This window comes from Fodinibius salicampi (assembly GCF_039545095.1).
Lineage (GTDB): Bacteria > Bacteroidota > Rhodothermia > Balneolales > Balneolaceae > Fodinibius > Fodinibius salicampi.
The window spans coordinates 79,660-104,471 of the sequence record NZ_BAABRS010000004.1; the positions used below are offsets into that span (position 1 = coordinate 79,660).

A 24,812-nucleotide genomic window follows, 5' to 3' on the forward strand; every position below is an offset into this window, starting at 1 on the left:
GGATTAATATGAAAGAATTTTTTAACAAAATATCACCATTTGTACCAATGGCAGGGTGGATACGGAGTTATTCATCCAGTGATCTTAAAGGAGATCTCAATGCCGGGATAACGGTCGGCATTATGCTAATTCCGCAGGGTATGGCCTATGCCGTACTTGCTGGATTGCCACCCATTTATGGGTTATATGCTTCCCTCGTACCCTTGGTTTTATATGCCATTTTTGGGACTTCACGCCAATTGGCTGTAGGTCCGGTAGCCATGGTTTCGCTACTGGTAGTTGCCGGCGTCGGAGAGATAGCCGAAGTAGGCAGCGACCGATTTATCCAGCTAGCCATTATGACGGCCTTGGGGGTTGGGGTATTTCAGCTGCTGATGGGCGTATTTCGGATGGGTTTTCTGGTGAACTTTTTATCGCATCCAGTATTAAGTGGATTTACATCCGCCGCTGCCCTGATCATCGGTGCCAGTCAGTTTAAGAATCTATTTGGTATAGATTTGCCGCGAACCAACTATGTGCATGAAATTTTATTGGGTTTATTTGAAAAAGCAGCCAATATTGAACCTTATACGGCCGCTATTGGTATTGGTTCTATTGTTCTTATTATCTTGGTTAGAAAGTGGAAACCGACCTTTCCATCCGCTTTGGTTGTGGTTGTATTAGGAACGTTGGTGACCTTCGTTTTCGGACTTCATCAAAAAGGTGTGGTCATCGTAGGAGAAATTCCACAAGGGTTGCCATCACTGGAAATTTTGTCATTTAATCTGAGTGATTTCCAGCAGTTGCTGCCGACGATTTTGGTCATTTCACTGGTAGGATATATGGAATCTATCGCTGTGGCCAAAGCCATTGCGAATAAGCACGGCTATAAAGTGGATCCCAATCAGGAATTAATCGGTCTGGGAGTAGCTAATATCGGTGGAGCCTTTTTCCAGTCCTATCCCACCACCGGTGGGTTTTCACGGACGGCAGTAAACGATCAGGCTGGTGCCCGAACAGGCATGGCGACTATAATCAGTGCGGCGATTATTGCACTGACCGTACTTCTGCTAACACCGCTTTTTTACTACCTGCCAATGGCGGTGCTGGCATCCATCATTATGGTAGCCGTGGCAGGACTTTTTGATATCAACGAAATGAAATATCTCTGGAAAACAGATCGCAAAGACTTGGCAATGTTGGCGACCACCTTTGTTGCAACACTTGTGCTAGGTATCGAAGAAGGTATATTGGTAGGTGTTGTGCTATCACTTGTAGTTGTTATTTATAGTTCAACCAGGCCGCACAGCACTGAGCTTGGCCGACTGGGTGATACAAAAAATTTCCGCAATGTAAAACGCTACCCGGAGGCCAAAACTGATGATAAAGTATTAATTTATCGTTTTGACTCCCAGTTATTCTTTGCGAACGTTACTCACTTTCGCGATAAACTGGATGATTTAATTGATTCACGAAATGAGGAACTTCAGCTGTTAATTCTGGATGCTTCTTCTATCCACGATATGGATTCCACGGGCATTCATGCATTACGGGACTTGATTGAGGATCTTCAAGAAAGGGGACTTGATCTCTATATTGCCGGTGCTATCGGACCGGTACGCGATAAGCTTAAGACCTGTGATATCGTCAGTGAGATGGGTAAAAATAACTTCTTTTTTGATGTGAATGACGCTTTGGCCACTTTCTATTCCGAACAAAATATGTCTAAAGAGTATGAGTATTCGCCTTTACAGACTAATAATTAAACCAGCTTATGAGTACACTCGGACTTAAGGCCAATTGGAAATATTTAACTGCTGGTTCTTATATCATCTTTAAGAATATATAATAACCGTAGTTTGAATTTTAATATAAACAATTGAAAATGGATACTTCGTTAATTGTAATAATCTTAGTCGGTGCCGCATTTGCACTTTTTTATCTCAATAGAATTAAAAATTCAAAGAATATGATTCCTCCACAAAAGTTTAAAGAGCTCTTAGAAGAAGACCCAGGTATTATTATTGATGTCCGAACAAAAGGTGAATTCAAAAGTGGGCACCTGAAAGAAGTAGATCATAATTTTGATGTAACATCCGGGGAGTTTAATGAAAAAGTGAGGAACCTAGATAAAAACAAGGTATACTATTTGTACTGCCGAACCGGTGCGCGTAGTGGACAAGCAGTTAACATTATGAAAAGAAACAATTTTGAAAATGTTTACAATGTTGGAGGTTTACAGAGCCTTGTGAATGCTGGATTCAAACAAACAAGTTAAATGTTAGTTAAAACTCCTAATCAATTATATAAATATGATAAAACATATAGCTAGAATAGGGCTAGTTGCCATAATCGGATTATTTATTATCCAAGCGTGTGGGAATGGATCTGAAGAGGTGAGAATTAGTTCTGAAGAGTTTGAACAGAAATATAGTGAAGTCCCGGGTATTGTCATCGATGTGCGTACCCAGGATGAGTATGACGAGGGGCATCTTGCTGTAACAGATCGTCATCACGATCTGCTTAATGGTGATTTTGAAGCCCGTCTCGACTCCCTTGACAAAAATAAAACCTATTATTTGTACTGTCGCTCTGGCAATCGCAGCGGTCAGGCTGCTAAGCTAATGATAGAAAATGGTTTTGAAAACGTTTATAACATAGGCGGCTTTGAGGATCTGGTCGCTGCGGGATTGGAAAGCAAGAAGTGAAATTAACAAAAAATGTACCGGCCATTTTAGAATGGAATTAGATCATATTTGATTCTATGCAAGCATTGATAAATTTACTGGAACAGACTCAGGTATTGGCAGCGGTGATTGGACTAATTGTGCTGTTGATGATTGAGCAGGCACATCCATTTTTTGATTTTTTTAAGGGCTCTGTTAAAGAAAAAGGAAAACATTTGCTTGCGAATATGGCATTGGGATTGACCAATGCGCTGATCATTTCAGTTTTTTTTGTCAGTACCTGGCTGTGGGCTTCTAACTGGGCGTATGAAAACGGATTCGGTATCTTAAACTGGCTGGCGGCAGTAGGCTTGCCGGCCTGGGGACATACTCTCGGGGCCGTCTTGTTGATGGACTTGTGGATGTATTTTTGGCACTTGATAAATCATAAAATCCCGTTTTTATGGCGGTTTCACCGCGTTCATCATGCCGATCCCAATATGGATGTAACCACGGCCAGCCGGTTTCATACTGGGGAAATTATCTTTTCTTCGGCACTGCGAATAGGAGTGATCTTAATAACGGGTATTTACCTGTGGGAGCTACTGCTCTACGAAACCATCATGTTTGCCGTAGTGCAGTTCCATCATGCTGATATTGCACTTCCTGAAAAATTAGATAAAGCACTCCGAGCAATCATTGTTACACCGGCAATGCACAAGGTACACCACTCACGCTGGCAGCCGGAAACTGATTCAAATTACAGTTCGTTATTTTCTTTTTGGGATCGCATTGGGAAGACATTTCGGCTCCATAACCCTCTCAAAACACTGCGTATTGGATTGGATGAATTTGATTCCGATAAGGATAGGAAAATAAAGGGATTATTTGATATGCCTTTTCGGGAAGGCGATAAAAGGGACAATGATAAATAAAGTAGATGTTGAAGCTTAAAATACCTCCTGCAGTTGTTGCAATCTTTTTTGCTTCTTTGATGTGGATAATGGATAACTTCTTTCATTTTCATGGGACTGACTTTCGGATATCCTGGTGGGTGTCAGTATTTTGTTTTGCAGCGGGAGGAATGATTGGGGTGGTGGGACTGATTCAGTTTTATAGGAAGTCTACTTCCATCAATCCTCATAAGCCAGATAGTGCCAGTAGTTTGGTTGATAGTGGGATTTATCGGTTTTCGCGAAATCCCATGTACCTGGCCTTATTGCTGATTTTAATTTCCTATGGAATCTATCTTGGGAATATGCTTGCCATTTTAATCCTGCCTCTCTTCGTATTGTACATGAATTACTTCCAGATTATACCGGAAGAGAAAGTACTTCACAAAAAATTCGGGGAAGAATTTGAGAAGTATCGATCGAAAGTACACCGCTGGATTTGATATTTTTATATAACTGCCTCTCTTTACCTTTTTATTGCTCTTCATAAATACCGGATGATTGTGTAACCTTATTATTAATAGACAAGCTTTCTGCTCATATTGTTTTTTCTGGGAAGTCTTGAGTGAAGGATTAGAATTATCATTTAAGTACTCACATTCCTTATTCTGATATAGCGGAAAGTTTTTTGAAAATAGAGGCAACCCTTATCCTTGAATTTCTTGTATAGGGGGATAGAGGAAGTAAGATATGCTGTAGAGGTGAACTATAATTTAGTTTCTGGAAAATCGAGAAATCCTTGTTGAAAAAAATAATCAAAGGATGCCGAAAGCGGCAGCGTGACAGCCAAAAAGAGCTGTACAAAATGTTCTATGCCTATGGCATGAGTATAACGCTGCGCTATGCCGATTCCAGGGAAGAGGCCGTAACCATATTGAATGATGCCTTTATGAAATTGTTTTCGAACATCGCTCAATACGATCCTGAACGTCCCTTTAAACCATGGTTGAGAAGGATAATCATCAACACAGCAATCAATTATTTCCACAAGCATAAAAGTAGCCTGAAGCGGGAGCAACTGGAAAACGTTGAAAGCGAAATAGCTCATGACGAGACAATCATCAGCAAAATTTCTTACCAGGAAATTATTGATTTAATCCAACAGTTGAGCCCGGCATATCGAACCGTCTTTAACCTGCATGTGATCGAGGGGTTTCAACACAAGGAGATTGCTGAAATGCTTGGAATTGCTGAAGGGACTTCCAAGTCGAATCTTTCTAAAGCCAAAAAGAACTTGCAGGCTATACTGGAGAAAAATTTAACGCAGTAACACAATATGTCTACAAACAAACATAATCCGGAAGATCCTATTGAGGAGTTTTTCCAGAAAAAAGTCCAGGAATTTGATATTTCCTATCGGGAAAAAGACTGGATGAAGCTGGAAAAGAAGCTCGATATGGCAGCAAGAAAGAGATCCTTGGAGAAGAAGCGTCGATGGCTGATTGCAGCTTCCTTGCTGTTATTTGCGCTGCTAGGATATTTCACCTATCAAAATTATGTCTCGATTGATGAAATTAATGAGCAACTCAGCGAGCAAACAGAACAGCAGCAAGATCAACCGGAGCAGTCTGAGGAGTTGGAAACTCTTCCGGATATTACGTCACCGGAAGCCGATGATAATCTGGAGTCTGATCAGAATATCAGTGGAGAAATGGCTGATGAATCCTCAAATGGAGATGTAGAGGATAACAGGCAAAATATTGCTGGTACAAGGCAGGCAGAACAAGCCCAGCAGGAATATTTAGTAAGTAATCAGATGAGCAGAGGGTTGAATGTGAATGAGGTTTACTGTCCCGAATGTAATCTGTCTTCTTTGGGTAAAAAAGTATACCCAAAAGTATTCGCTACAGTCGAGTCAGAAGAAGGAAATGAGCGAACTGAAAATCAATCGATAACTTCTGATCATTCTGAGAATGGAGAAGGCATGATCGCATCCTCGCGTTTTGCTTTGGGTTTTGTGGCCAGTCCGGATTTTAGCACGGTGGGTTCATTGTCAAACTTTTCGGATATGGGATATAAAATTGGGGTGGCAGTGGAATACCGTCTGACAAAGAATCTCTCTGTTTCCGGGGGAGTTATTCAGTCGGATGTTCGATATACTGCCCAGGGAGGAGATTATAACCCTAATCAAGGGTACGGCAGTTATGGGAATCCCGGGGTTCTACCCGATGAAACATTTGCCCGCTGCCTTATTCTCGATATCCCGATAAACGTGAAGTATAACTTTCTAAATTTTGAACATTCCAGACTGTATGCGTCTACTGGTATTGCTTCCTATATCATGCTGAATGAAGAATACGATTTTAGATATGACCAAAATGGTGAAGGATTACCACAAAGCTGGAATAAAAGGACGGGCACAGGACACTTAATGAGTAATGTGGGATTTTCAATTGGACTGGAATATGATATCCATCCCAGGTGGAGCCTGAGGGCTGAACCCTATGTAAGAGTACCTTTGAAAGGGGTTGGAGAAGGGAACGTAAAGCTGTATTCCATCGGAAGTTTTGTGTCACTTAATTTTCAGCTTCAATAGTTGAGAAGCTATTTGCAAATTATAATTAAAGATCAAAAAACGAGGGATTATGGAATATTCAGATAAGCAACAAGAGATAGAGTCGTTTTCCATTGGGGGGATAAAATTCCGGTCAATGCGTTCTTATTCACTGATTGTGCTATGTTCTCTGGGGATGCTGCTGGTATCCTGTGGGGACAGTTCTACCGATCCAAACGGAGGTAATGGGGGGAATGGAGGCAATGGAAACGAACCACCAGCGGAGCCAACTTTTTCCAATGTGCTGGAGATATTTAATTCAAGTTGTGGGGGGTCAAATTGTCATATAGGGGAACAAAGGAACGGCGTACGACTTGATTCCTATAATAATGTGATAGAAAGTGAGGGCTTACAATATGGAGAGCTGGTGGTTCAACCTAATGATGCAGCGGGAAGTCCTCTGGTGGATAAAATTGAACCTTCTCCTGATCAAGGACAGCGCATGCCGGTGGGAGGACCTTACTTATCTGACGAAGAAATATCATTGATCAGGGAATGGATTGATGAGGGCGCGCAGAATAATTAAAGGATTAATCATAAAATCTAAAGCGGTTATGCTTCATCGGGCTTTTATTCTATGTCTGTTCATGGTTTATGGTTTTTCCCCGGAGGCTTATGGACAGGCCTTTATGACGGAATCGGGGCACGCAGAGTTTGACTCATCCGTACCCCTGCATACCTTTACCGGCGAAAGCGATTACCTGGTGGGTAAAATTAATCTGGATAATTCCGTTGTTGATTTTTATCTGGATGTAACAACCCTGAAAACTGGTATCGGTAAGCGCGACAAAGATATGCTAGAAACGCTGGAAGCTGAAGAATATCCCTTTGCAGAATTTTATGGCAAACTAACAACTCCCTTTGATCCGGAAAATGAAACGCCACAAAAAGTGACGGTTGAAGGTGAATTTACTATTCACGGGATTAGCAGGGAGAGAAGTATTGAGGGCACCCTTAAACCTACATCGGAGGGTCTTCATCTTACTTCTTCGTGGACCATTAATATCGAAGATTATGATATAGAACCTCCGGGAATTTTATTTTATCGCGTAAGTGAACAAATGGATATTAGAATCGAAGCAACACTCAAACCAATCGAGCAGTAGAATCTTATGAAAACGATGAACAAACAATTATTCTCAGTTCTGTTTATTATTCTTCTGATTACTTCCACGGTGTATGGCCAAATGGAGCGGAAACGAGTACAAACTGATGGCCCGGTTCAGGATGTATTTTGGGCTCCCACATTGATTACCCAAGCAAGTACGGAACATCTGCCTGCTGGTAATTTAAATAGTACCATTATGCATAGCTTTGGCGTTGCCACTCAGCGTCCACTTCAGACCTTCTTTGGAATCGATAATGTTCGAAATGTACGGCTGGGTATTGATTATGGAATTACCGATCGATGGTCTATGGGTATCGGCCGTTCTTCACTAACTAATATCGTAGACCTGCGTACGAAGCTGGCAATTCTTCAACAAAATCAGTCGGATACCCAACCTATTAGCATATCCGTAAAAGGTGATTTTGGTATAGTAACCCAGGAGAACGATCGGCCGATTAAAGACGATGTGAGTACCTCCATATCGGCCATATTTTCAAGGAAATTTAATGATCACCTTAGCTTGCAACTTACCCCAATGTATGGTCATATGAGCAGTGTTTCTGCCGGTGATCCCAATAGTTTTTTTGCAGTAGGATTGGGAGCTCATATGCCACTTTCGAGGCGCTTCGCGCTATCTGCGGAATACTATCCCGTGATTGGTGAACGGGCTGCTAATACCAAGAACACCTTTTCACTAGGATTGAATATAGAGACCGGGGGACATGTTTTTCAGCTTTTCTTTACCTCTACGGAATGGCATCTTGAACAATATGTTTTAGCTACAAACAGGGAGCAATTTTGGGCAGGTGATTTCCGATTTGGCTTTAACGTGAATCGAGTTTTTTCTCTGGTAAAATAGGTGCTAGTTGCCGACGGGACACATAGTCTGCAGCAATTGTTACTTTTGGGCCAGGTCCCTAATCCATTGGGCAAAGTTAGAAGAGCTATAATCAGCTATGCCTTCCTTTTTATACACAATCTGTCCCTCTTTGGAGAGGACATAGGTTGTTGGCAAGTACTGACTTCGAAAGTGGTTCGGTAGCGCGGATGCAGGAAAGAAATAGGGCATAGAGAATTCTTTTCCCTCCATAAAATCAATGGCCTTTTGTTGATCCTCATCCATTGCCAGAAGGATAAACTGAATATTTTTTTCACCGGCAACATTGTCATAGAGTGTTTCGATAGTAGGCATTTCAGCCACACAGGGTGGACACCACGAAGCCCATACATTTATAAAAACTACATTGCCACGGTAATCACTCAGTGAAACAGTCTTTCCATTCTTTTTTTCCAAGGCAAAACGATAGTCCGACTCAGATAAAAATGATCCCTCGGTGGTAGCAATTTCAGAAGTATCGGCATCGAATAGTCCGGTCCATAGCAGGGCACGCTGCATGGTACCGAGTACCTCGGTATGCAATCCCGTAGCATAAAGAATGGCAATAACTACACCGATGAGGCCCCATTCGATTAACGTTCTTTTAAGGCCAGAAGATTTTTGATTGTTATCAGTAGAATTCATTAGCTGAAAAATAAGAGTTTTGGAACAAATATATACATCGTTTTGTTAGCTGATGAACAATGAAAGCTTCATGAATCATTCAATTAATTTTTTATCATAATCATAATTCGATTCTTTATTAAAAGAGGTTATTTTCTTTAGGAAAATATTCACATTAGCAAATGTCGATTATATGAAACTTTTAAAAAGTATAGGATTTGTTGTTTTAACCCTGCTTATTGCAACCCAGTCTGTATGGGCACAGAATAATCTATCTGAAAAAGATAAGCCTAGGCTGGTTGTTGGTATAGTGGTTGACCAGATGCGATATGAATATATCCCTTTGTATTGGGATAAATATGGAGAAGATGGTTTTAAACGATTGGTGAATGAAGGATACAGTTTTACCAATAATCATTTCAATTATTTTCCCACTTACACTGGTCCCGGACATGCTGCTGTTTATACGGGAACAACGCCAGCGGTAAACGGGATTGTAGGAAATTCGTGGTACGATCGTAATATTGACAAAAATATGTATGTGGTTGCAGATTCAACTACAACACCTGTGGGAACGGAAGGAGAGGCCGGTAAGATGTCTCCCGCAAATTTGATGAGTACAACCGTTACTGACGAACTTAAAGAGGCCAACAACGATCATAAAGTGATTGCTTTATCCATTAAAGATCGGGGAGCTGTTCTGCCAGCGGGACATGTAGGAGATGCCGCCTATTGGTATGAAGGAGACTCCGGGAACTTTGTGACTAGCTCTTGGTACCGCGACCAGCTGCCAAAATGGATCCAGAACTTTAACGAAGAAGGATTGGCTCGTGAATTGAGTAATAAAACCTGGGAAACGCTTTTGCCTATTGAAAACTATACCGAAAGCAATGCCGATAATACCTCATATGAAGGTACTTTTGAAAATGAAGAAGCCCCGGTTTTCCCGCATGATCTAGAAGCAAACAGGGGAGACTCCTATGGAATCGTAAGTTCCACTCCTTTTGGTAATACCCTGGTAAAGGAATTAGCTAAAAGTGCAATTGAAGGAGAGGATTTGGGATCTGATGAAACGACTGATTTCCTTGGAGTTAGCTTCTCTTCCACCGATTATGTGGGTCATCAATTTGGACCAAATTCTATTGAACTGCAAGATACTTACTTACGACTTGACCGGGACCTGGCAGATCTGTTGAATTATCTTGATAAGAAAGTCGGCGAGGGAAATTATCTTGTTATGCTGACCTCCGACCATGGTGCGGTAGATGTTCCCCAGGAACTGATCGATAAAAAACTGCCGGGCGGATACTTCAGAAGTGATGCAGTCATTGATGTGCTTAAAGGATATTTAAATCGCAGATACGGTGAAGGCGAATGGGTAGAAGCGTATGCAAATCAGCAGGTTTACCTGGATCATGATTTGGTCAATAGAAATGGAGTCTCGCTTAAGGAATTACAGAAAGAGGTAGCAGAATTTCTTTTGCAATTTAAAGCCGTAAACTCCACAAATACGGCCTATAATTATCGCACCAAGGGATATTCGGAGGGATACCAGGCGATGTATCAGCGGGGATTTCAGGAAGATCGTTCCGGGGATGTATTTATTCAGCTAAAACCGGGCTGGCTGGACAGCAGTTATGAAACCGGGACTTCACATGGATCTCCCTACAATTATGATACGCATGTGCCGCTTCTTTTCTATGGGTGGGGCGTACCACAGGGCTCTTCAAGTGAAAAGACAACTATTCCTCAAATTGCTCCGACCCTATCCAATATGTTGGGTATTAGCTTTCCCAGTGGATCATCGGCAAAAGTCCTGGAGTTTAAATAACAGGTCATAAGCTTGTAAGGATATAAGGCAGGGTCTTTACAGAATAGCCCTGCCATTTTCTATAGCTTATATTGCTTTCCCAAGGGTAAAGCCAAGCCAAACAAGCAGAAGTCCCAATCCAAAACTGCCTATGGCATATAGAAAAGCATAGCCGGTATGCTCATGCTGAAGCAGGGAGAAGAATTCATAGGAAAAAGAAGAGAAAGTGGTGAATCCACCGCAGAAACCGGTTGCCAGCAATAGGCGATAAGGTTGACTTAAATTTTCGCTTATTACAGAAGCGATGATGATGCCTATAAAAAAAGAGCCCAATAAATTGACGAATAGGGTGCCCCACGGGAAAATAGACTGGGCACTTGTATTAACGTAATGGGTCATTAGATAACGGAAAATACTTCCAAAAAAACCACCGACACCGACTATTAAAATGGATTGTAGCATAGGATACTCCAGTTGGGTTATTTCTATAAATTGTTCACACAGGAGTCATCAGCTCTCTTCTAAAAGTAGAGAACGGCTATGGGCGAACTCCGTCGCCGTAGATAAATGAGAAAAACTACTTAAAACCGAGCTTATTTGCAGCTTAAGGTTGTGATTTTACTGGTAGCCGAATGGATTGCGTATCAACACGACTGTAGGTCAAGGTTATATCCACCGAATCACCAACGCTAAGATTCCTGTTGAGATCTTGAAGCATAATATGAAATCGCCCGGGACTCATATGCAATTTTTCCCCGGACGGAATAACCGGTTGGGAGACTGGACGCATTGCCATAATGCCGTTTTCGCCTTTATACGATTCATGAAGTTCAGCTTTAGCGGCGGCACTACTTGAAATATTCATCAAGGTATCCCGGGAGACTGTACCGTTACTTATAGTCAGATAGGCTGCACTCATACCTCCTTTTGTGGCGGGTCTAACCCAGCCATCTGATAATTCTATTTTACCGAATATGACTCCTTCGTGTTGTCCTTCCTTACTTTCATTGGAAGTACATGCACAGATCCCAACTATTACTAATCCGGTTAAAAGAATTAAGCGGGAAGAATTCATGGCATTAATATCACTAACGTATTTTTTGAAGGTCTTCGGACACATGTTCCGGGGGAACAACATTAGCAGGATATTCCGTTCGGATGCGTCCCTGTTTATCCATTAAATAGATGGTATTTGAATGGTTCATAAAGTATTCACTGCTATCTTGCTGCAGGGAATCAATTTGCGTTTTTTGGGCCACAATATTGAGCCTGTTTAGCAGAGAATCGACCTCGGAGGCAGAACCGGTAAGAAGAGAAAACTGGTCGTTAAGGTCATAAAGCTTTTTATATTTGGCCAATGTCGATGGGGTGTCCCGTTTCGGATCAAAAGTAAGTTCGACAAAACGAATATTGGTAGTGTCATCCAGTTCCGCTTGTATATTTTTCATATTCGCCGTAATAGCAGGACACACGTCCGGGCAGTGGGTATAAATAAAACTAATGACCGTTGTTTTACCTTTATAATCATCTGGGAATTGTACCTCTGTGCTGTCAGAATTAAAGAGTGTAAAGGATTCATTTCCAAGGTCAACAATAGTTTCAGGCCCGCAAGAAGCCAGCGCAATTGATAAGAGAAAGATAACCCAAACGAATAAGGACGTGGATTTCATAAGTGAAATATAAACGTTGGTAACAGTTTGAAATTCGTGGAGAGTGTTTGTTTAGGTCTCCAAAACTTTTCAAGGCAATGAAAAAATAATAACTATCAGAAAATGAGATAAGTTCAGTATAAAAAAGATATTATCTGTTTCTGACATGGAAAGATGATTATCACAAAGTAATGAACTTAAAAAAAGAAACGCACTTTAGGAAGGCGATGAAGTTAGTTGGAGAGAAACTTAGATATTCGTTAATTACCTGAGTCTTTCCAATAGCTCAGATACGACTATGAAGGATCAATAATAGCCACTTACTTTACTTCCTGATCTAGGGTTTTATTAAATGTGTCCCAGTAGCCAAAGGATCAGAAAAATGATCAGAAGTGTACTGAGAAGTCCACTGGGGCCATATCCCCATGTCCGGCTGTATCTCCAGGTTGGCAGAGAACCGAGAAGCATCAGAATCAGGACGATAATAAGAATAGTACCTAGCATAATAAACCTCATTAATTAAATATGAGTGAAACACCGGTCATTCTCAGTTTACAATCCTTTAAAGTTGGTATACCTCAATTATGTTCCCAGACAGGAAGATAATTTTGAGAATACCAAGTACTACTCTGATAAATGATGCTTATTGTTTGGAATGATTATGCCCATCAAGTATTCTTCTGTAGCCTATCTGAAGTTACTTAGAGATCATTTCTTGTTTTTGTTCCATTCTTCAAGCAATTGACGCATAATTATTTGAGCTGTTTGCCGGGATATCTCCTCAAGTTTTTTTCGATCTGCGGCATCATCCACTTCATAGGTGACGGCGTCAGCTCCAAAAGTGTGATAAATCCAATTCTTGGCAATAGGGGAGTTAGGCGGAAAAGGTTCAACATTAATGGGCATGTCCGGCGCCGCCTTTATGAGCGTATCTATCCACCCATAGGTAAAGTCTTCCGGGAAGGTCGAAATGTCTCGGTTAATCGGATAGAATATATTCTCATTCGTCGAGTGGAAATCAATTCCGTAGTACACGGTGCGGCTGGAATCATTGGTTAATGGCAGAAGATCATCACGAATAGCCTTGGTTTCCGGCTGATTAAAATGTTCCCAATCCCGGTTAAGGTCTATGCCCGCACCGTTATGTCGCCAGTGTCCGTTATCCACGCCATCCGGATTTACTACTGGATAGATCAGGATATCAAACTTGTCGCGGAAACTCTTTGCAAGTTCGCTGTCGTTGAGCATTGTTTCAATAAAGTATTGACTGGCTAGTCCCCCGGTAACTTCCGGCGGATGTTGACGCCCTGTGATAATGAGAACACCCCGGTTTCTGGTGGAGATATTTTGTACCGCACTAATTTTCAGGATGGGGCGGTTATTATGAGAGTATCCCACGGTATCCAGCTTGGCTACGGATGCTGAAGTGCTAATAGAGTCCGCCCACTGCTGCATGTCATCAAAGGTGAGTAGTTCCTGGGCCGATACCCAAAGCGGTTCTTCATATAGGTCAAGGGTAAGGGTAGCAGTCCCGGCTGCTGTATCTGCTTCAATTCTTGACAGAGGAATAGGACTCCAATGTTCGCCATCGATACTCAATTTGGGAAAATAGCGATGTTTTCCGTGTTTATAGGCAAGCTGCAGGCGTATTTTTTGAGGAGAATCGCTATGAATTTTAAAGGAGTACCATGGACTATTATTTATCGGATGATTTTCAGGCTCAATTACAACGCGATAGAGTGAATCTTTCACCCTGTAAAAATTGTTCATTCGGGCTCCGTCAAATTCATTGCTTATCCATACACCGGTCGATGATACGCCAATCGTTCGCTTGTGTTGCTCCTGTATTTCCTTATCAGTTGTATTGGTGACGCCTTCAGGATCGTAGGAATATCCGGTAAATTCGTCTGATGAAGTACAACTGCTTAACAGCAGTAACAAACTGAAGAGGCAGACAAAAGAGACAAACCGTAGATGCATTGCCATAGCTGATAGATTTATATAGGTTTTTAATTTTAACTCAAGGTATTGAAAAAATGAAGAATCGAAAACTGTATCTCAGATGTTATAAATCGCTTTTTGATCAGTAAAACCATTATCTTATAATATTTCCAAACTCTATTAGGCGGCGCTCATACTTTTAAATAGCTATAAGTAACGAATATTGTTTCCCCAAGTTGTTATTCACATATTTTTTGTCGGACTGCTGTTAGCCGGATGGACTACTGACGGGAGCTCCGCTCCTAATGATCCCGAACGTCCCCAGGTTTGGAAGGTAGAAATAGAGGGGAATGAGGCTTTTTCGGACGTTTTGCTGAGGGATCAAATTGCAACAGAGGTGCCTCCCTTCTTTAAAAAATTAATCTATGGTAGTAGAGAGGGGTATAGTCTGAATGAAACGACCATACGAAAGGATAATATTCGACTGGCAAATTATTACAAACGCCGGGGCTTCATCAACGTAAATGTTAATTATGAAATTAAAGAAGGAGATGAGCCCTGGAAAAAGGAAGTGTATTTTTATATAGATGAAAACGCTCCCGTTCATATAGAAAAGTTAGAGTACCAGATTGACAGTGAGGGACTAGATGAACAGGAAGTTCACTCCAAAAATAGTTTCGAAAGGGTGAAAAGAAATCATGCCTTCCAGGAAGGTAACAGGTATGAGTCCATACGAGAGCCGGAGGTAATTGGTAGTTTTACTGATGTACTTAAAAATATTGGCTTTGCCCATGCCTCTGTGAGTATTGAGGCAGAGATTGATTCTACAAATTTGAGTGCCAGTGTAATGATACATTGTAAGGCGGGTCCCCTTACTACTATTGGTGAGATAGAAATCAAGGATAACAATCGCCTGTCTGATGAATATATAAAAAGACAGGCTTCTCTTGAGGTTGGAGAACGATACAGTCTGGAAAAATTGCAGGATGCTCAACAACAGCTATTTAATCACCATCTTGTACGTTTTGCTACTATTAGTATTCCGGAGGAGCAACCCAGAGATTCTACTCTACGTTTGGTATTGCGGGTGCGGGAGAGAGAAAGTCGGTCCGTTGAATTATTAGCAGGGTTTGGAACCGAGGAGAAATTTCGTGGACAGGTAAGTTGGCAACACAGAAATGCATTCGGGGCTGCACATCGGTTTACTTCTACCGGCCGGGCGTCTTTTATCGAACAATCCCTCAGTCTTGACTACCTTTTTCCATATGTTTTTAATACGAAAAGCAGTGTTATTCTGTCTCCTTTTGTGCAGCATCTTCTGGAGAGTAATTTCGAATTATTCAGGACAGGTATTACCAATAGTTTTATTTATCAATACAGTAAAACTTTGACCGCATCCGCCTCTTATGAGTACACCAAAAACCGGGAGCTTTCGCAGCAATTTGCACAAAATATGCCCGATTCAACACAAAAATATGATCTCTCATCCCTGCAATTTTCGAGCTATTATACGCAAGGGTACGGTCGGCAGCAGGAAGGATGGGTAATACAGCCTTATGCGGAAATATTTGGTTTTATGGGACTAACCTCTTTAAACTTTCAGAAAATTTCGCTTGATGTCCGAAAATTTACACGGTTAAGCAGTTCTACCATGCTTGCTACCCGGGTACAGGGAGGACGCTTGTTTAATGTATCCACCGATTCTTTACCGCAAAACATCCGATATTATATGGGAGGTACCAATTCCGTTCGGGGCTGGCAACGTCGCCAAATGGGTCCAAAGCGGGCAGAAGTTGATAGCAGTGGTTTCCAGCGCTATGTGCCTTCAGGAGGGCGAGCCATGTTTGGTTTTAATCTGGAAATTCGACAAGAACTTAATGCACTCATAGATGGATTTGGAATAGCTGTATTTTTAGACGGGGGACAGATATGGGATTCAAACGTTGATCGGGGAATTCGTCCGATTCAATTTGGAACGGGTGGAGGTTTACGTTACCAGTCACCTATAGGGCCTGTGCGTCTTGACGTCGGATACAAAATTAACCCTACTCAGCAAGATTTAAATTTCTATAGGGGGCGTAATTATGGCAGTTCATGGGATCGCATTGGTATTCATGTTAGTATAGGTCAGGCATTTTAGATGGTTAAAACGGCATCACATAGCAGGTTAAAAAAATGGATGATTCGCCTCGGATGGGTGACCGTTATTTTGCTGTTTCTCATAGCTGCTCTGAGATTTTCACTGACAACTGATCCGGTTCGTAACTGGGTTAAGAATTATACCGTGAATGCTATCAATAGCCAACTTAACGCTAATTTAAGTATCGGGTATCTTTCGGGCGACCTATGGCGTGGCATTACATTGGAAAAAATACAACTGAATGTAGAAGATGAAGCTACTTTAGCGAGCATCGATTCAGTTCATGCCACTTATTCAATATGGAGTTTTTTTTCTGATCAGATGGTAGTATCCGATTTGAATGTATATAAACCTGTTACCCATCTGGAGCAACAAAATGGCCGATGGAATATGGAGAATCTGATAAAACCCACTCCTCCGCCAGATACGACTTCATCGGTATTTCCATTTCGTATAGATCATTTGTCCATTGCAGGTGGAGAGTTACACATAAATGGAGATTCCTTGGCACTGACCACTCCGATTGAAATAGCAAATATTGAACTCTTTGGTAATCTCGATATAAAAGAATCGGATTTTGAGGCAAAGGTGGAGGCTCTCGATTTCGAGTTTAATCATATTGCCGAGGGGAAAAAAGTATTTGTTGAGTCTGCAGCTACTTTTAAAAACAAACAGCTTACGCTAGAAGAACTGCAGTTATCTACAGCAGAATCAAGCTTACGTTCTTCCGGACTGGTGAATCTATCGGATTCGACTGTTGAGCTAGCTCTTTCTGCAAACCCATTATCTTTTCAGGATTTAGTTCCTTATAGCGAAGAGCTCTCATTACAACAGGAAATAGAGGCAGAGATATCACTTACAGGATCTTCGGGTGATTATAAGGCAAGTCTGCAGGCTCGTTCAAAAGACATTTACAATTTCAATGCAGAAGCAGACCTTAAGTGGGCCCCCGGAAGCGGAAGTGATCTGGAGAGATTACAAATGCAGGCCGATCGATTGGATTTGCAATCGCTGTTGGGAGATACAACTCTGCCAGCTATCGAAGAACTGGATCTGAATTTTACAGGTAATGTACCGCTGGCAGACTATCAGCAAAGCAAAGGCGATCTGGAATTGACAATAGCTCAGTTAGCGCATCCATCAGTTACGTTTAATCAGATTGAAAGTAAAGCCCAGTTACAAAATCAGGAGTTAGCGATTGACTTTCAGGCTATGGAGAATAAACAAAAGTTATCTTCAAGTATTACCATTCAACAGGTTTGGGGAAATCCCGGTATCCGGGGAGAAATTAGGGCACAGCGTATTAATCCGGGATATTGGTCCCAAAATGAGATGTTGGATAGTGAATGGGATATAGTCAGCACATTTTTTGGTGCAGGTTGGTATCCAGAGGAGAGTCCCTGGAAATATCATATCAGTGCTATTGATCATAGTAAAAATCGTTCCTACAACAGAAAGCTATCAATGCAGGGGCAGGTGAATATGAATGGGCTGACAACAAAGGGACGTCTCAATCTAGGGGATGGTTTGGTAAAAGTGGATGCCCGCCTTAATGAGTTGCAAGACCAGCCCACCTATAATTTTAATTTAGGAATGGATCAATTAGATCTGGGGGAAGTCTTTCAGATTGATTCACTGCAAACTTCTCTTAATGGATCTGTTTCTGGTAAAGGCACCGGTTTTACACCCGCTGATATGCAGTTAAACCTGGCTTTGGCCATTGATTCTTCTGTGGTAAATAAGGAATCTATATATCAACTGGATGGAAAAATATCTGTAATAGATACGGTGGCCGAGGTTAAAGGAATTGAACTATCAAGTATGATTGCCGACGGAATGATCAAGGGGCAAAGGCATCTTCAAAATCCTTTGGATCCTGACAATAGATTTAATATCAATCTGAGGGTAAAGGATATAAGTTCATTGGCTCCTCTTATGGGTGTAGACACTGTTGCAGCCGAAGGGACCGTTAATGCGGAGTTGCATCTTGCTGAAGGCAATGACTTACAAATGGAGAGTACTTTTGAACTGTCAAATATCGTTTTGGATGAATTATTTACCACGAAACAAGCTCATGGAGATATTAGCGCTGTTATTAAGGAAAAGAACGAGTATGCGTTGGATATTAATTTAATTTCTCCTGTTATTTCTGATATTCAGCTACATGATGTATGGATAAAAACCGCCGGTGAAGTTAGAGAGGATGAAACAGCAGGCAACTACGAACTTCGCTTTAGTGGTACATCAGGAGAGTATTTAGAGCAGAGGGGACAATATGCTGTGAGCGATGATTCAACAAATGTTCGAATATCCGAATTTGATATTGTAAGTCCCGATTTGGTCCTTAGCCTTAATGAGTCGTTCAATGTAGATTTTTCTAAAGGAGTACTCCGGATGGATACCTTGCAGATGACCTCCTCCAGTGGTGCCTTTGTTGAGTTGGCTGTTCCGTATGCCGATTCACTCCGCCAGCAAGGATCGCTTCAGGGAAATAGTATAAATTTGGCCCCCATTCAGGAGGCATTATTGAAAGAATCCTATGTAAATGGCATTCTTTCCGGTGAAATGGAGTTCAATCGTACAGATACTACGTTACGGGCCGATGGAAGTATAGTAATGTCCGGTCTTTCATATCAGGAACTTAATTTTGATTCGCTCTCTATTGATGGAAAGATTGATGAAGAACGCTTAACCGGCAGCCTGTTAGTACAAGATCAGGGGGACGAACTGATGTGGGGGAAAGCAGATGTGCCGTTTCGGTTAGCAGATCCGGAAAGTTTGCCAGATACGTTTTTTGATGAGTCCGTTAATGGGGAACTGAGGATTCGGGCTATTGCAATGGAACGTTTTGAACCTATATTTGAGGAACTAGGATTTACAGAAACTTCCGGAATTTTGACCGGAAGAGCTGACCTCTCAGGAACCGCAGGTTCTCCTCAGTTTTCTGCCCGAACAACGTTGCATCAGGCGGTTCTTTCTGGTGTAGAACTTGACTCAGTATCCGCTGCAGTCAATTATGAGCATGCTCAATCCGTACTCAACCTCAATGGTTCTATTACTTCCCTTAAACAGACAGCTGCAGAACTAGAGACCGTCCTTCCCTTCTATATGGATTTTAAAACCTTTGAGGTTACCTATCCGGATGGGAACGATCCTATATCAGCGAATATCAAGACTCAGGATTTTAATTTAGCAGCGCTCAATGATTTTCTGGACGATCAAACAGCCCGGGATTTGCGCGGGAGTATAAGTGGTAATGTCATGCTATCCGGTCCTATTGATAGTCTGGAAACGAATGGTGCTTTTACGCTGCGCAGAGGAGGTATCCGTATAATTCCGCTGGGAATTCGTTTGAATGAAATGCGATCTGATATCCACTTCGAGAAGGGGCAAATGCGAATAGCGGAATTTACTACCCGTAGTGGTAATGGTAGGCTTAATATAACAGGGACCACCGATTTTGCTGATTTCGGTATTAGTAATATGGATATTCGCCTGCGTACAAAAAATTTCAGGATCGCTAATACCAATGAAATGAATGCCATTGTAAATGCTGACATGCGGATGCAAGGTCCCTTTTATGGAGCACACTTGTCTGGTGATCTGGAGTTTGTTAGTGGTTTTTATGAGTTACAGAACTTTGGGGAGGAATCAGTAGAAAATATAAAGCTGGATTCTGAGACAGAGGAGGAGCTGAATTTTTCTGTATTCGATTCGTTGAGTATGGATATGAATATTTCCTTCAACAGACGGTTTTTTGTCCGAAATAGCCAGTATCTTGATATGGAGATGGAATTGGATGGTTCCCTTGATGTGGTTAAGGAGAAAGGAAATGATATGCAGCTTTTTGGTACCATGAATACAGCAGATGGGTATGCTCGTCCTCTTGGCAAAAGATTTGAAATTGAAGAAGGTTCGGTCATTTTCAGCGGAGAACCCACCAATCCACAGATGAGCGTTCGGTCAATGTATGCACCGCCACAAACCCAGGAAGAGATCAGGATATGGTATATTATTGAGGGAACGGTAGAAGATCCAAAGTTTAAGTACGAGAGTCAGCCGCCAATGGAGCTGGAAAATATTCTCAGCTATACCCTTTTTGGTCAGCCCTTCTATGCACTGGATTCCTGGCAGCAGGTAGTGACAGGGTCTGGCAACAATACATCTGCTACCACTATCGCTCTGGATGTGCTGCTCGATCGTGTGGAGTCTCTGGCAACACGGAAGCTTGGCATTGATGTAGTGAGAATTGATAATACCAATACCGGCGGACAAACGGGGACCTCAGTTACCACAGGTTGGTATATTAATCCAAAGGTATTTTTTGCTATACAAAATGTGATAACGGGCTCTACCCCTAATACTGGTTTTCAGCTGGAATATCTGTTGCGCGAAAACCTGAAATTGATGCTGCGCCAGGGAAATGGAATCCGGGAAGGCATAGACTTAAAGTGGGAGCACGACTACTAAAACGAAACTAACCGTTTAGCTACGATAAATATTCAAAGATTAAGTATTATAATTTTTATTATTCGTATTTATGTTCATGGATGCCCTGGATCGCCCCTGAATGAAGGATACAAACACAAAGAGAATAAACGATATAGAATCAAAAATTGATAGGTAAGCTATGTTTAACAATAAAGACCAGCAGTTAGCCGATAAAATTCTCAACTTCAGTTGTGAGCTTAAAGAAGGACAAAATGTGATGCTTCAGTTGGTAGGACTCAATGGCATTGGATTGCTTCGGGCCTTGGTAAAAAAAGTACGGGAAATGAATGCCCATCCCTTTGTACAGATTGAAGATACTGAAGTTCGCCGCATACTTGCTGAAAAGGGAGACAAAGAATTTTGGAAAAATCAGGCTGAAACAGATCAGCTGCCCCTTATGAAGAAGATGGATGCTTTCGTAGGCATCCGGGCCTCGCTCAATATCTATGAACAGGCTGACGTCAGTAAAAAGGCCAATAAGGCCTATGCCGATTATTTTGCTGATCCGGTTCACTTTAAGGAACGAGTGAATAATACTAATTGGGTAGTGCTCCGCTATCCTTCAGAAGCCTTTGCCATGAATGCCAGAATGCCAACCCAAAAGTTTCGCGATTTCTACTATAAGGCTTGCCTGTTGGATTACAGCGAATTAGCCGAGGCTATGAAACCGCTTCAAAAACGACTGGAAGATACCAAGAAAATCCGTCTGGAAGGTGAGGGGACGGATATTGAATTTTCGGTAAAAGGTCAGACATGGATTCCCTGTTTTGGAAAGCGTAATATCCCGGATGGGGAGCTGTTCTCTTCGCCTGTCTTATCGTCTGTTAATGGACATATTACCTATGCTCCCAGCGTATATCAGGGCAAACCGTTTGAGTTTGTTAAACTGGAAGTCTGCGATGGAGTAGTAGTGGATTCTGACTCCTCCGATAATGAAGCGCTTGAAGAGATACTGGATACGGATGCCGGAGCACGACAGTTTGGGGAGTTCAGCTTTGGATTGAATCCCGTGATTGAGGAGCCGATGTACGATATCCTCTTTGATGAAAAGATTTATGGTTCCAATCACCTGACCCTCGGTAATGACTACGAAATTGCCCCCAATGGAAATGAAAGTAATATCCACTGGGATTTGGTCTGTATAGGTGCCGATGTGTATCTGGATGGCGAGAAAGTCAGGGAGGGACGCACCTTTATTGCGGATGATTTGAAGGGCTTGAATCCAGAGAATTTGTTGTCCGACTGATTTGAAACTTACGTAATACCGGCAATTATTTTCCTTGGGTTTATCATTCTGGGGGCGATTCTTTTAAAAAGGGATCGGCCCCAAAAATAATTAGGGATAAAGGGGCAAATATTATTTTTTTTCGCTATAATAATAGTCCCACCTTAATCATAAAAAACAGAGAGAAAAATGAACCAGGAAAAAAAGGAAAAAGGGATGAAAGAGACCGGACATCGAAATCCAGATAAAGATAAGATTTCGATACCTTGTTGTCCGGAGTTGAAAACCGACGAGGCATGCGATATTATTGATTTTCAATATCGTACCGTACATAATGCCCAGGTTAGCCTTGATAATACCAGTCGTAGAATTCCAGTTGAGGTTATCATTAAAGCCCGGTTGGAACGTTGTACAGGACCACTTGCGCTTGGAGATTTAGTATATACTAATACACTTTATCCTGGTGAGAAGGTGCGCCTGTTTAGCATAGATCGCCGAAGTCGATTTAGTTACGACAGCAGTACAAACATAAGCTATCGGCATGAGCAGACCTCAGAGGAGCGTTATTATATGTCTTCGATGAGTGATTTTATGTCTGACCTGTCTATTCGGAATGAAGGGAGTTCCTCTAATAAAAACCGGGGGAGTACAAAAACAAGCGGAGGCACCAGCGGCCCTATCGAAACCTTCTTTTCAGGCCCTTCAGTGGATATTGAAGGAAGTTACGATGCCGAATCTACCAGTACGTTCCTTCGTGAGCTTAATCAGCATGTTGAGTCGTCCCACCACAGTTCGGTGCAAGCGACACGGACGGCCAGCAGTGTTTCGGTAGGTGAGGTTAATACCCGTAGCCATGCCGAGGGAGAAACCGAAGATCATTTTGAATCTTCTTCCCGGGTATTTTCAAACCCCAATCATTGCCATGCAATTACATACTACTTTTATCAGATCAATAAAACTCAAACCATAAAATTTACGATTGAGTCTATTCGACGAAGAGTCATTGACCCGGCAGCCAATACAAAGGTTGCCAACAACCCGTTTATTTCCCGGGGAGATATATCGGTGATACCTAACTCGGTGCTGGCAACGGATGAAAATAGGTTATCGGTAGAGCGTCGGGGACGTGAAAGCGTCTCGGCCGATCTTGATAATGCTGTACGCCTCAATCCGGATCAGAGGTTTTCCCGGGTTGATACGGCGGCAACATTTGCTTCGTTCAACACCGCTGAGCCTTTATCTCCATCGATACGGGCAGAAGCACTTGCGATCGTAGATCGGGATTTGGTGAACGCCGGATTGCTGAAAGAAGAGGGAGGAGATATTTCAGAGGAAACCCGTCAAAAGTTTTCTTTTGAGCTTACATCTTCTCTGCCAACGCCCGGATTGTTCGTACGCAGTTGCTTGGATGAATGTAATATTTGTGAGCCAGCCGTAATGCGTGAAATACAGTTGGATCTGGAATACAAAAAATTGCAGAATAAGTTACTTGAACGTCAGATAGAGTTGCTTGAAAAGTCGCAGGAGTATCGTTGTTGTCCAGCTGATGAAGAAGAATCCGAGGACGATGATGGATAATCCGTTTATCCATTAATAGAATAAAAAGCAGCACCATAATCTGGTGCTGCTTTTTTATAAGCCTTTAGTTTGATAAAAATATTTATGGGCCCTTAAAATCTGCCAGGATTAGATTGAGGTACAGAAATTATGTGCTTTCAATTAAGTAAGTATGAGCATGAAGAAGCGACATACAACGGATTATCCAAAAGCCTATCGTTACCGCCGTATTGTCCGGGCTAAACGATATATAGATGAGCATTTTAATGAATCCATAGATCTGGAAGCAATTTCTGAGGAAGCTAATTTTTCCAAATTTAATTTTTGCGACTTTTTATAAGTGCATATAGTAAAACGCCCAATCAATATCTTACTGAACGGAGGATAAAATATACCTACAGATTATTAACGGAAGATCAGTTATCGGTCTCTGAAATATGTTTTGAGAGTATTGGTTCGTTTTCATCATTATTCAAACGAGAGTTGGGGTTGTCAAGGCGCGGATGGGTATCCGGATGGAGAGCCGGGAGGTAAGCAGCCAGGTATTATTCACCAGACAGATTAATAAACTGAATATGTTACCAGAGTCTATATAATTAATCTTGTCCTGTATCTCCGGTGCGGGATGACAGTATAAGCCATATCCTATAGGGAAAAGCGGTAGGTAAAACAGTCTTTATGCGAGGAGCGGGCAACTTATTAATAATATTTAAGTTGTTTTTTAAAATATTTCTTAATTACATAGAGTAAACCTCTACTCTAAAGCAACGTTTATGTCTGAAATAATCTCTTCCCTTAACTGGCTGGCGGTTATTGTAGCTACCGTGGTGTATTTTGCTTTAGGCGCACTCTGGTACAGTAACCTGCTTTTTGCAAAAACGTGGATGAAGTTACGAAATGTTACCGAAGAAGATATCGGAGAACCTAATCCGGTTATTTTTCTCTACTCTTTTATCCTGCAGTTTATAGCCGTTGCTTCTCTTGCATTGTTTATGAAAGCAATGGGTATTGGAAGTGCTGGAAATGGAGCCTTAATAGGATTTGGGGCAGGCGCCGGTTTTGTATTCACTCTTGCTGGAACGACCGGAATCTTTTCCGAAGTTCCTATGAAACTTCATTTTCTTGATAACGGCTATCACGTAATTGGATTAGTGTTGGCCGGACTTGTACTTGGTTGGTGGTAAAAATATCGGCAGTCGGTTTAATCTCGTCCCGTACCTCAGGTGCGGAATGTATAA

General features: G+C 41.8%; 24 protein-coding genes and 1 riboswitch. Of the genes, 18 read left to right on the forward strand and 6 right to left on the reverse strand.

Annotated elements, in window-relative coordinates; translation table 11 throughout:
• The first annotated feature begins 8 nt into the window (after positions 1-8).
• The 10 genes from ABEB05_RS13895 to ABEB05_RS13940 all read left to right on the forward strand — a co-directional run bounded on the left by ABEB05_RS13895 (position 9) and on the right by ABEB05_RS13940 (position 8,119).
• Positions 9-1,745 carry a SulP family inorganic anion transporter gene (locus tag ABEB05_RS13895; protein ID WP_265791327.1) on the forward strand — a complete coding sequence of 579 codons (1,737 nt, stop codon included), beginning with the start codon at positions 9-11 and terminating at the stop codon, positions 1,743-1,745.
• Between the two features lie 119 nt (positions 1,746-1,864).
• Positions 1,865-2,257 carry a rhodanese-like domain-containing protein gene (locus ABEB05_RS13900; protein WP_265791326.1) on the forward strand — a complete coding sequence of 131 codons (393 nt, stop codon included), beginning with the start codon at positions 1,865-1,867 and terminating at the stop codon, positions 2,255-2,257.
• 34 nt (positions 2,258-2,291) lie between these two features.
• Entirely contained in the window at positions 2,292-2,687 is a 396-nt protein-coding gene (locus tag ABEB05_RS13905) for a rhodanese-like domain-containing protein (protein WP_265791325.1), read from the forward strand.
• A 56-nt stretch (positions 2,688-2,743) separates the two neighbouring features.
• Positions 2,744-3,580: a sterol desaturase family protein gene (locus ABEB05_RS13910; RefSeq protein WP_265791323.1), complete on the forward strand. Its 837-nt coding sequence runs from the start codon at positions 2,744-2,746 to the stop codon at positions 3,578-3,580.
• A gap of 5 nt (positions 3,581-3,585) precedes the next feature.
• Positions 3,586-4,041 carry a methyltransferase family protein gene (locus tag ABEB05_RS13915; RefSeq protein WP_265791322.1) on the forward strand — a complete coding sequence of 152 codons (456 nt, stop codon included), beginning with the start codon at positions 3,586-3,588 and terminating at the stop codon, positions 4,039-4,041.
• A 299-nt stretch (positions 4,042-4,340) separates the two neighbouring features.
• Positions 4,341-4,868 carry an RNA polymerase sigma factor gene (locus ABEB05_RS13920; RefSeq protein ID WP_265791321.1) on the forward strand — a complete coding sequence of 176 codons (528 nt, stop codon included), beginning with the start codon at positions 4,341-4,343 and terminating at the stop codon, positions 4,866-4,868.
• Between the two features lie 6 nt (positions 4,869-4,874).
• Positions 4,875-6,134, forward strand: coding sequence for an outer membrane beta-barrel protein (locus tag ABEB05_RS13925; RefSeq protein ID WP_265791319.1), 1,260 nt, complete (start codon positions 4,875-4,877; stop codon positions 6,132-6,134).
• A 49-nt stretch (positions 6,135-6,183) separates the two neighbouring features.
• Positions 6,184-6,678 carry a hypothetical protein gene (locus ABEB05_RS13930; protein ID WP_265791318.1) on the forward strand — a complete coding sequence of 165 codons (495 nt, stop codon included), beginning with the start codon at positions 6,184-6,186 and terminating at the stop codon, positions 6,676-6,678.
• Positions 6,679-6,706: 28 nt separating this feature from the next.
• Positions 6,707-7,258: a YceI family protein gene (locus ABEB05_RS13935; RefSeq protein WP_265791316.1), complete on the forward strand. Its 552-nt coding sequence runs from the start codon at positions 6,707-6,709 to the stop codon at positions 7,256-7,258.
• A 6-nt stretch (positions 7,259-7,264) separates the two neighbouring features.
• A complete protein-coding gene (locus tag ABEB05_RS13940) occupies positions 7,265-8,119 on the forward strand; it encodes a DUF5777 family beta-barrel protein (protein WP_345694302.1) in 855 nt (284 codons plus the stop codon).
• A gap of 39 nt (positions 8,120-8,158) precedes the next feature.
• Here ABEB05_RS13940 and ABEB05_RS13945 read toward each other — a convergent pair whose 3' ends face one another.
• On the reverse strand, positions 8,159-8,782 hold the full coding sequence (locus ABEB05_RS13945; RefSeq protein ID WP_265791314.1) for a TlpA family protein disulfide reductase: 624 nt from the start codon (positions 8,780-8,782) through the stop codon (positions 8,159-8,161).
• Positions 8,783-8,954: 172 nt separating this feature from the next.
• Between ABEB05_RS13945 and pafA the strand changes: the two genes are divergently transcribed.
• Positions 8,955-10,592: an alkaline phosphatase PafA gene (pafA, locus tag ABEB05_RS13950; protein WP_265791313.1), complete on the forward strand. Its 1,638-nt coding sequence runs from the start codon at positions 8,955-8,957 to the stop codon at positions 10,590-10,592.
• 66 nt (positions 10,593-10,658) lie between these two features.
• On the opposite strand, the gene crcB is transcribed toward pafA, so the two are convergent.
• From crcB to ABEB05_RS13975, 5 genes are all read right to left on the reverse strand, one after another.
• A complete protein-coding gene (crcB, locus tag ABEB05_RS13955; RefSeq protein ID WP_265791311.1) occupies positions 10,659-11,033 on the reverse strand; it encodes a fluoride efflux transporter CrcB in 375 nt (124 codons plus the stop codon).
• A gap of 32 nt (positions 11,034-11,065) precedes the next feature.
• A riboswitch (Fluoride riboswitch) is annotated at positions 11,066-11,139 on the reverse strand.
• A 36-nt stretch (positions 11,140-11,175) separates the two neighbouring features.
• Positions 11,176-11,646 (reverse strand): copper chaperone PCu(A)C, encoded by a 471-nt coding sequence (locus tag ABEB05_RS13960; protein ID WP_265791309.1) that lies wholly within the window; start codon positions 11,644-11,646, stop codon positions 11,176-11,178.
• Between the two features lie 13 nt (positions 11,647-11,659).
• Positions 11,660-12,241: an SCO family protein gene (locus tag ABEB05_RS13965; RefSeq protein WP_265791308.1), complete on the reverse strand. Its 582-nt coding sequence runs from the start codon at positions 12,239-12,241 to the stop codon at positions 11,660-11,662.
• Between the two features lie 327 nt (positions 12,242-12,568).
• The gene (locus tag ABEB05_RS13970) at positions 12,569-12,736 is read right to left on the reverse strand and encodes a DUF3309 family protein (protein ID WP_425558416.1); all 168 of its coding nucleotides are present in this window, start codon (positions 12,734-12,736) and stop codon (positions 12,569-12,571) included.
• A gap of 192 nt (positions 12,737-12,928) precedes the next feature.
• Positions 12,929-14,206, reverse strand: a complete 1,278-nt coding sequence (locus ABEB05_RS13975) for a M14 family metallopeptidase (protein WP_265791306.1) — start codon at positions 14,204-14,206, stop codon at positions 12,929-12,931.
• A gap of 178 nt (positions 14,207-14,384) precedes the next feature.
• Between ABEB05_RS13975 and ABEB05_RS13980 the strand changes: the two genes are divergently transcribed.
• From ABEB05_RS13980 to ABEB05_RS14005, 7 genes are all read left to right on the forward strand, one after another.
• Positions 14,385-16,301 (forward strand): BamA/OMP85 family outer membrane protein, encoded by a 1,917-nt coding sequence (locus ABEB05_RS13980; protein WP_265791304.1) that lies wholly within the window; start codon positions 14,385-14,387, stop codon positions 16,299-16,301.
• A complete protein-coding gene (locus tag ABEB05_RS13985; protein ID WP_265791302.1) occupies positions 16,302-20,771 on the forward strand; it encodes a translocation/assembly module TamB domain-containing protein in 4,470 nt (1,489 codons plus the stop codon).
• A gap of 160 nt (positions 20,772-20,931) precedes the next feature.
• Positions 20,932-22,038, forward strand: coding sequence for an aminopeptidase (locus tag ABEB05_RS13990; protein ID WP_265791300.1), 1,107 nt, complete (start codon positions 20,932-20,934; stop codon positions 22,036-22,038).
• A 168-nt stretch (positions 22,039-22,206) separates the two neighbouring features.
• Positions 22,207-23,595, forward strand: coding sequence for a hypothetical protein (locus ABEB05_RS13995; RefSeq protein ID WP_265791299.1), 1,389 nt, complete (start codon positions 22,207-22,209; stop codon positions 23,593-23,595).
• A 157-nt stretch (positions 23,596-23,752) separates the two neighbouring features.
• Positions 23,753-23,914, forward strand: a complete 162-nt coding sequence (locus tag ABEB05_RS14000) for a hypothetical protein (RefSeq protein WP_265791297.1) — start codon at positions 23,753-23,755, stop codon at positions 23,912-23,914.
• Positions 23,899-24,108: a helix-turn-helix domain-containing protein gene (locus ABEB05_RS17140; protein ID WP_350356652.1), complete on the forward strand. Its 210-nt coding sequence runs from the start codon at positions 23,899-23,901 to the stop codon at positions 24,106-24,108. Before ABEB05_RS14000 ends, ABEB05_RS17140 begins: the two co-directional genes overlap by 16 nt.
• 239 nt (positions 24,109-24,347) lie before the next feature.
• A complete protein-coding gene (locus ABEB05_RS14005; protein ID WP_265791295.1) occupies positions 24,348-24,758 on the forward strand; it encodes a DUF1761 domain-containing protein in 411 nt (136 codons plus the stop codon).
• The last annotated feature ends 54 nt before the right edge of the window (positions 24,759-24,812 follow it).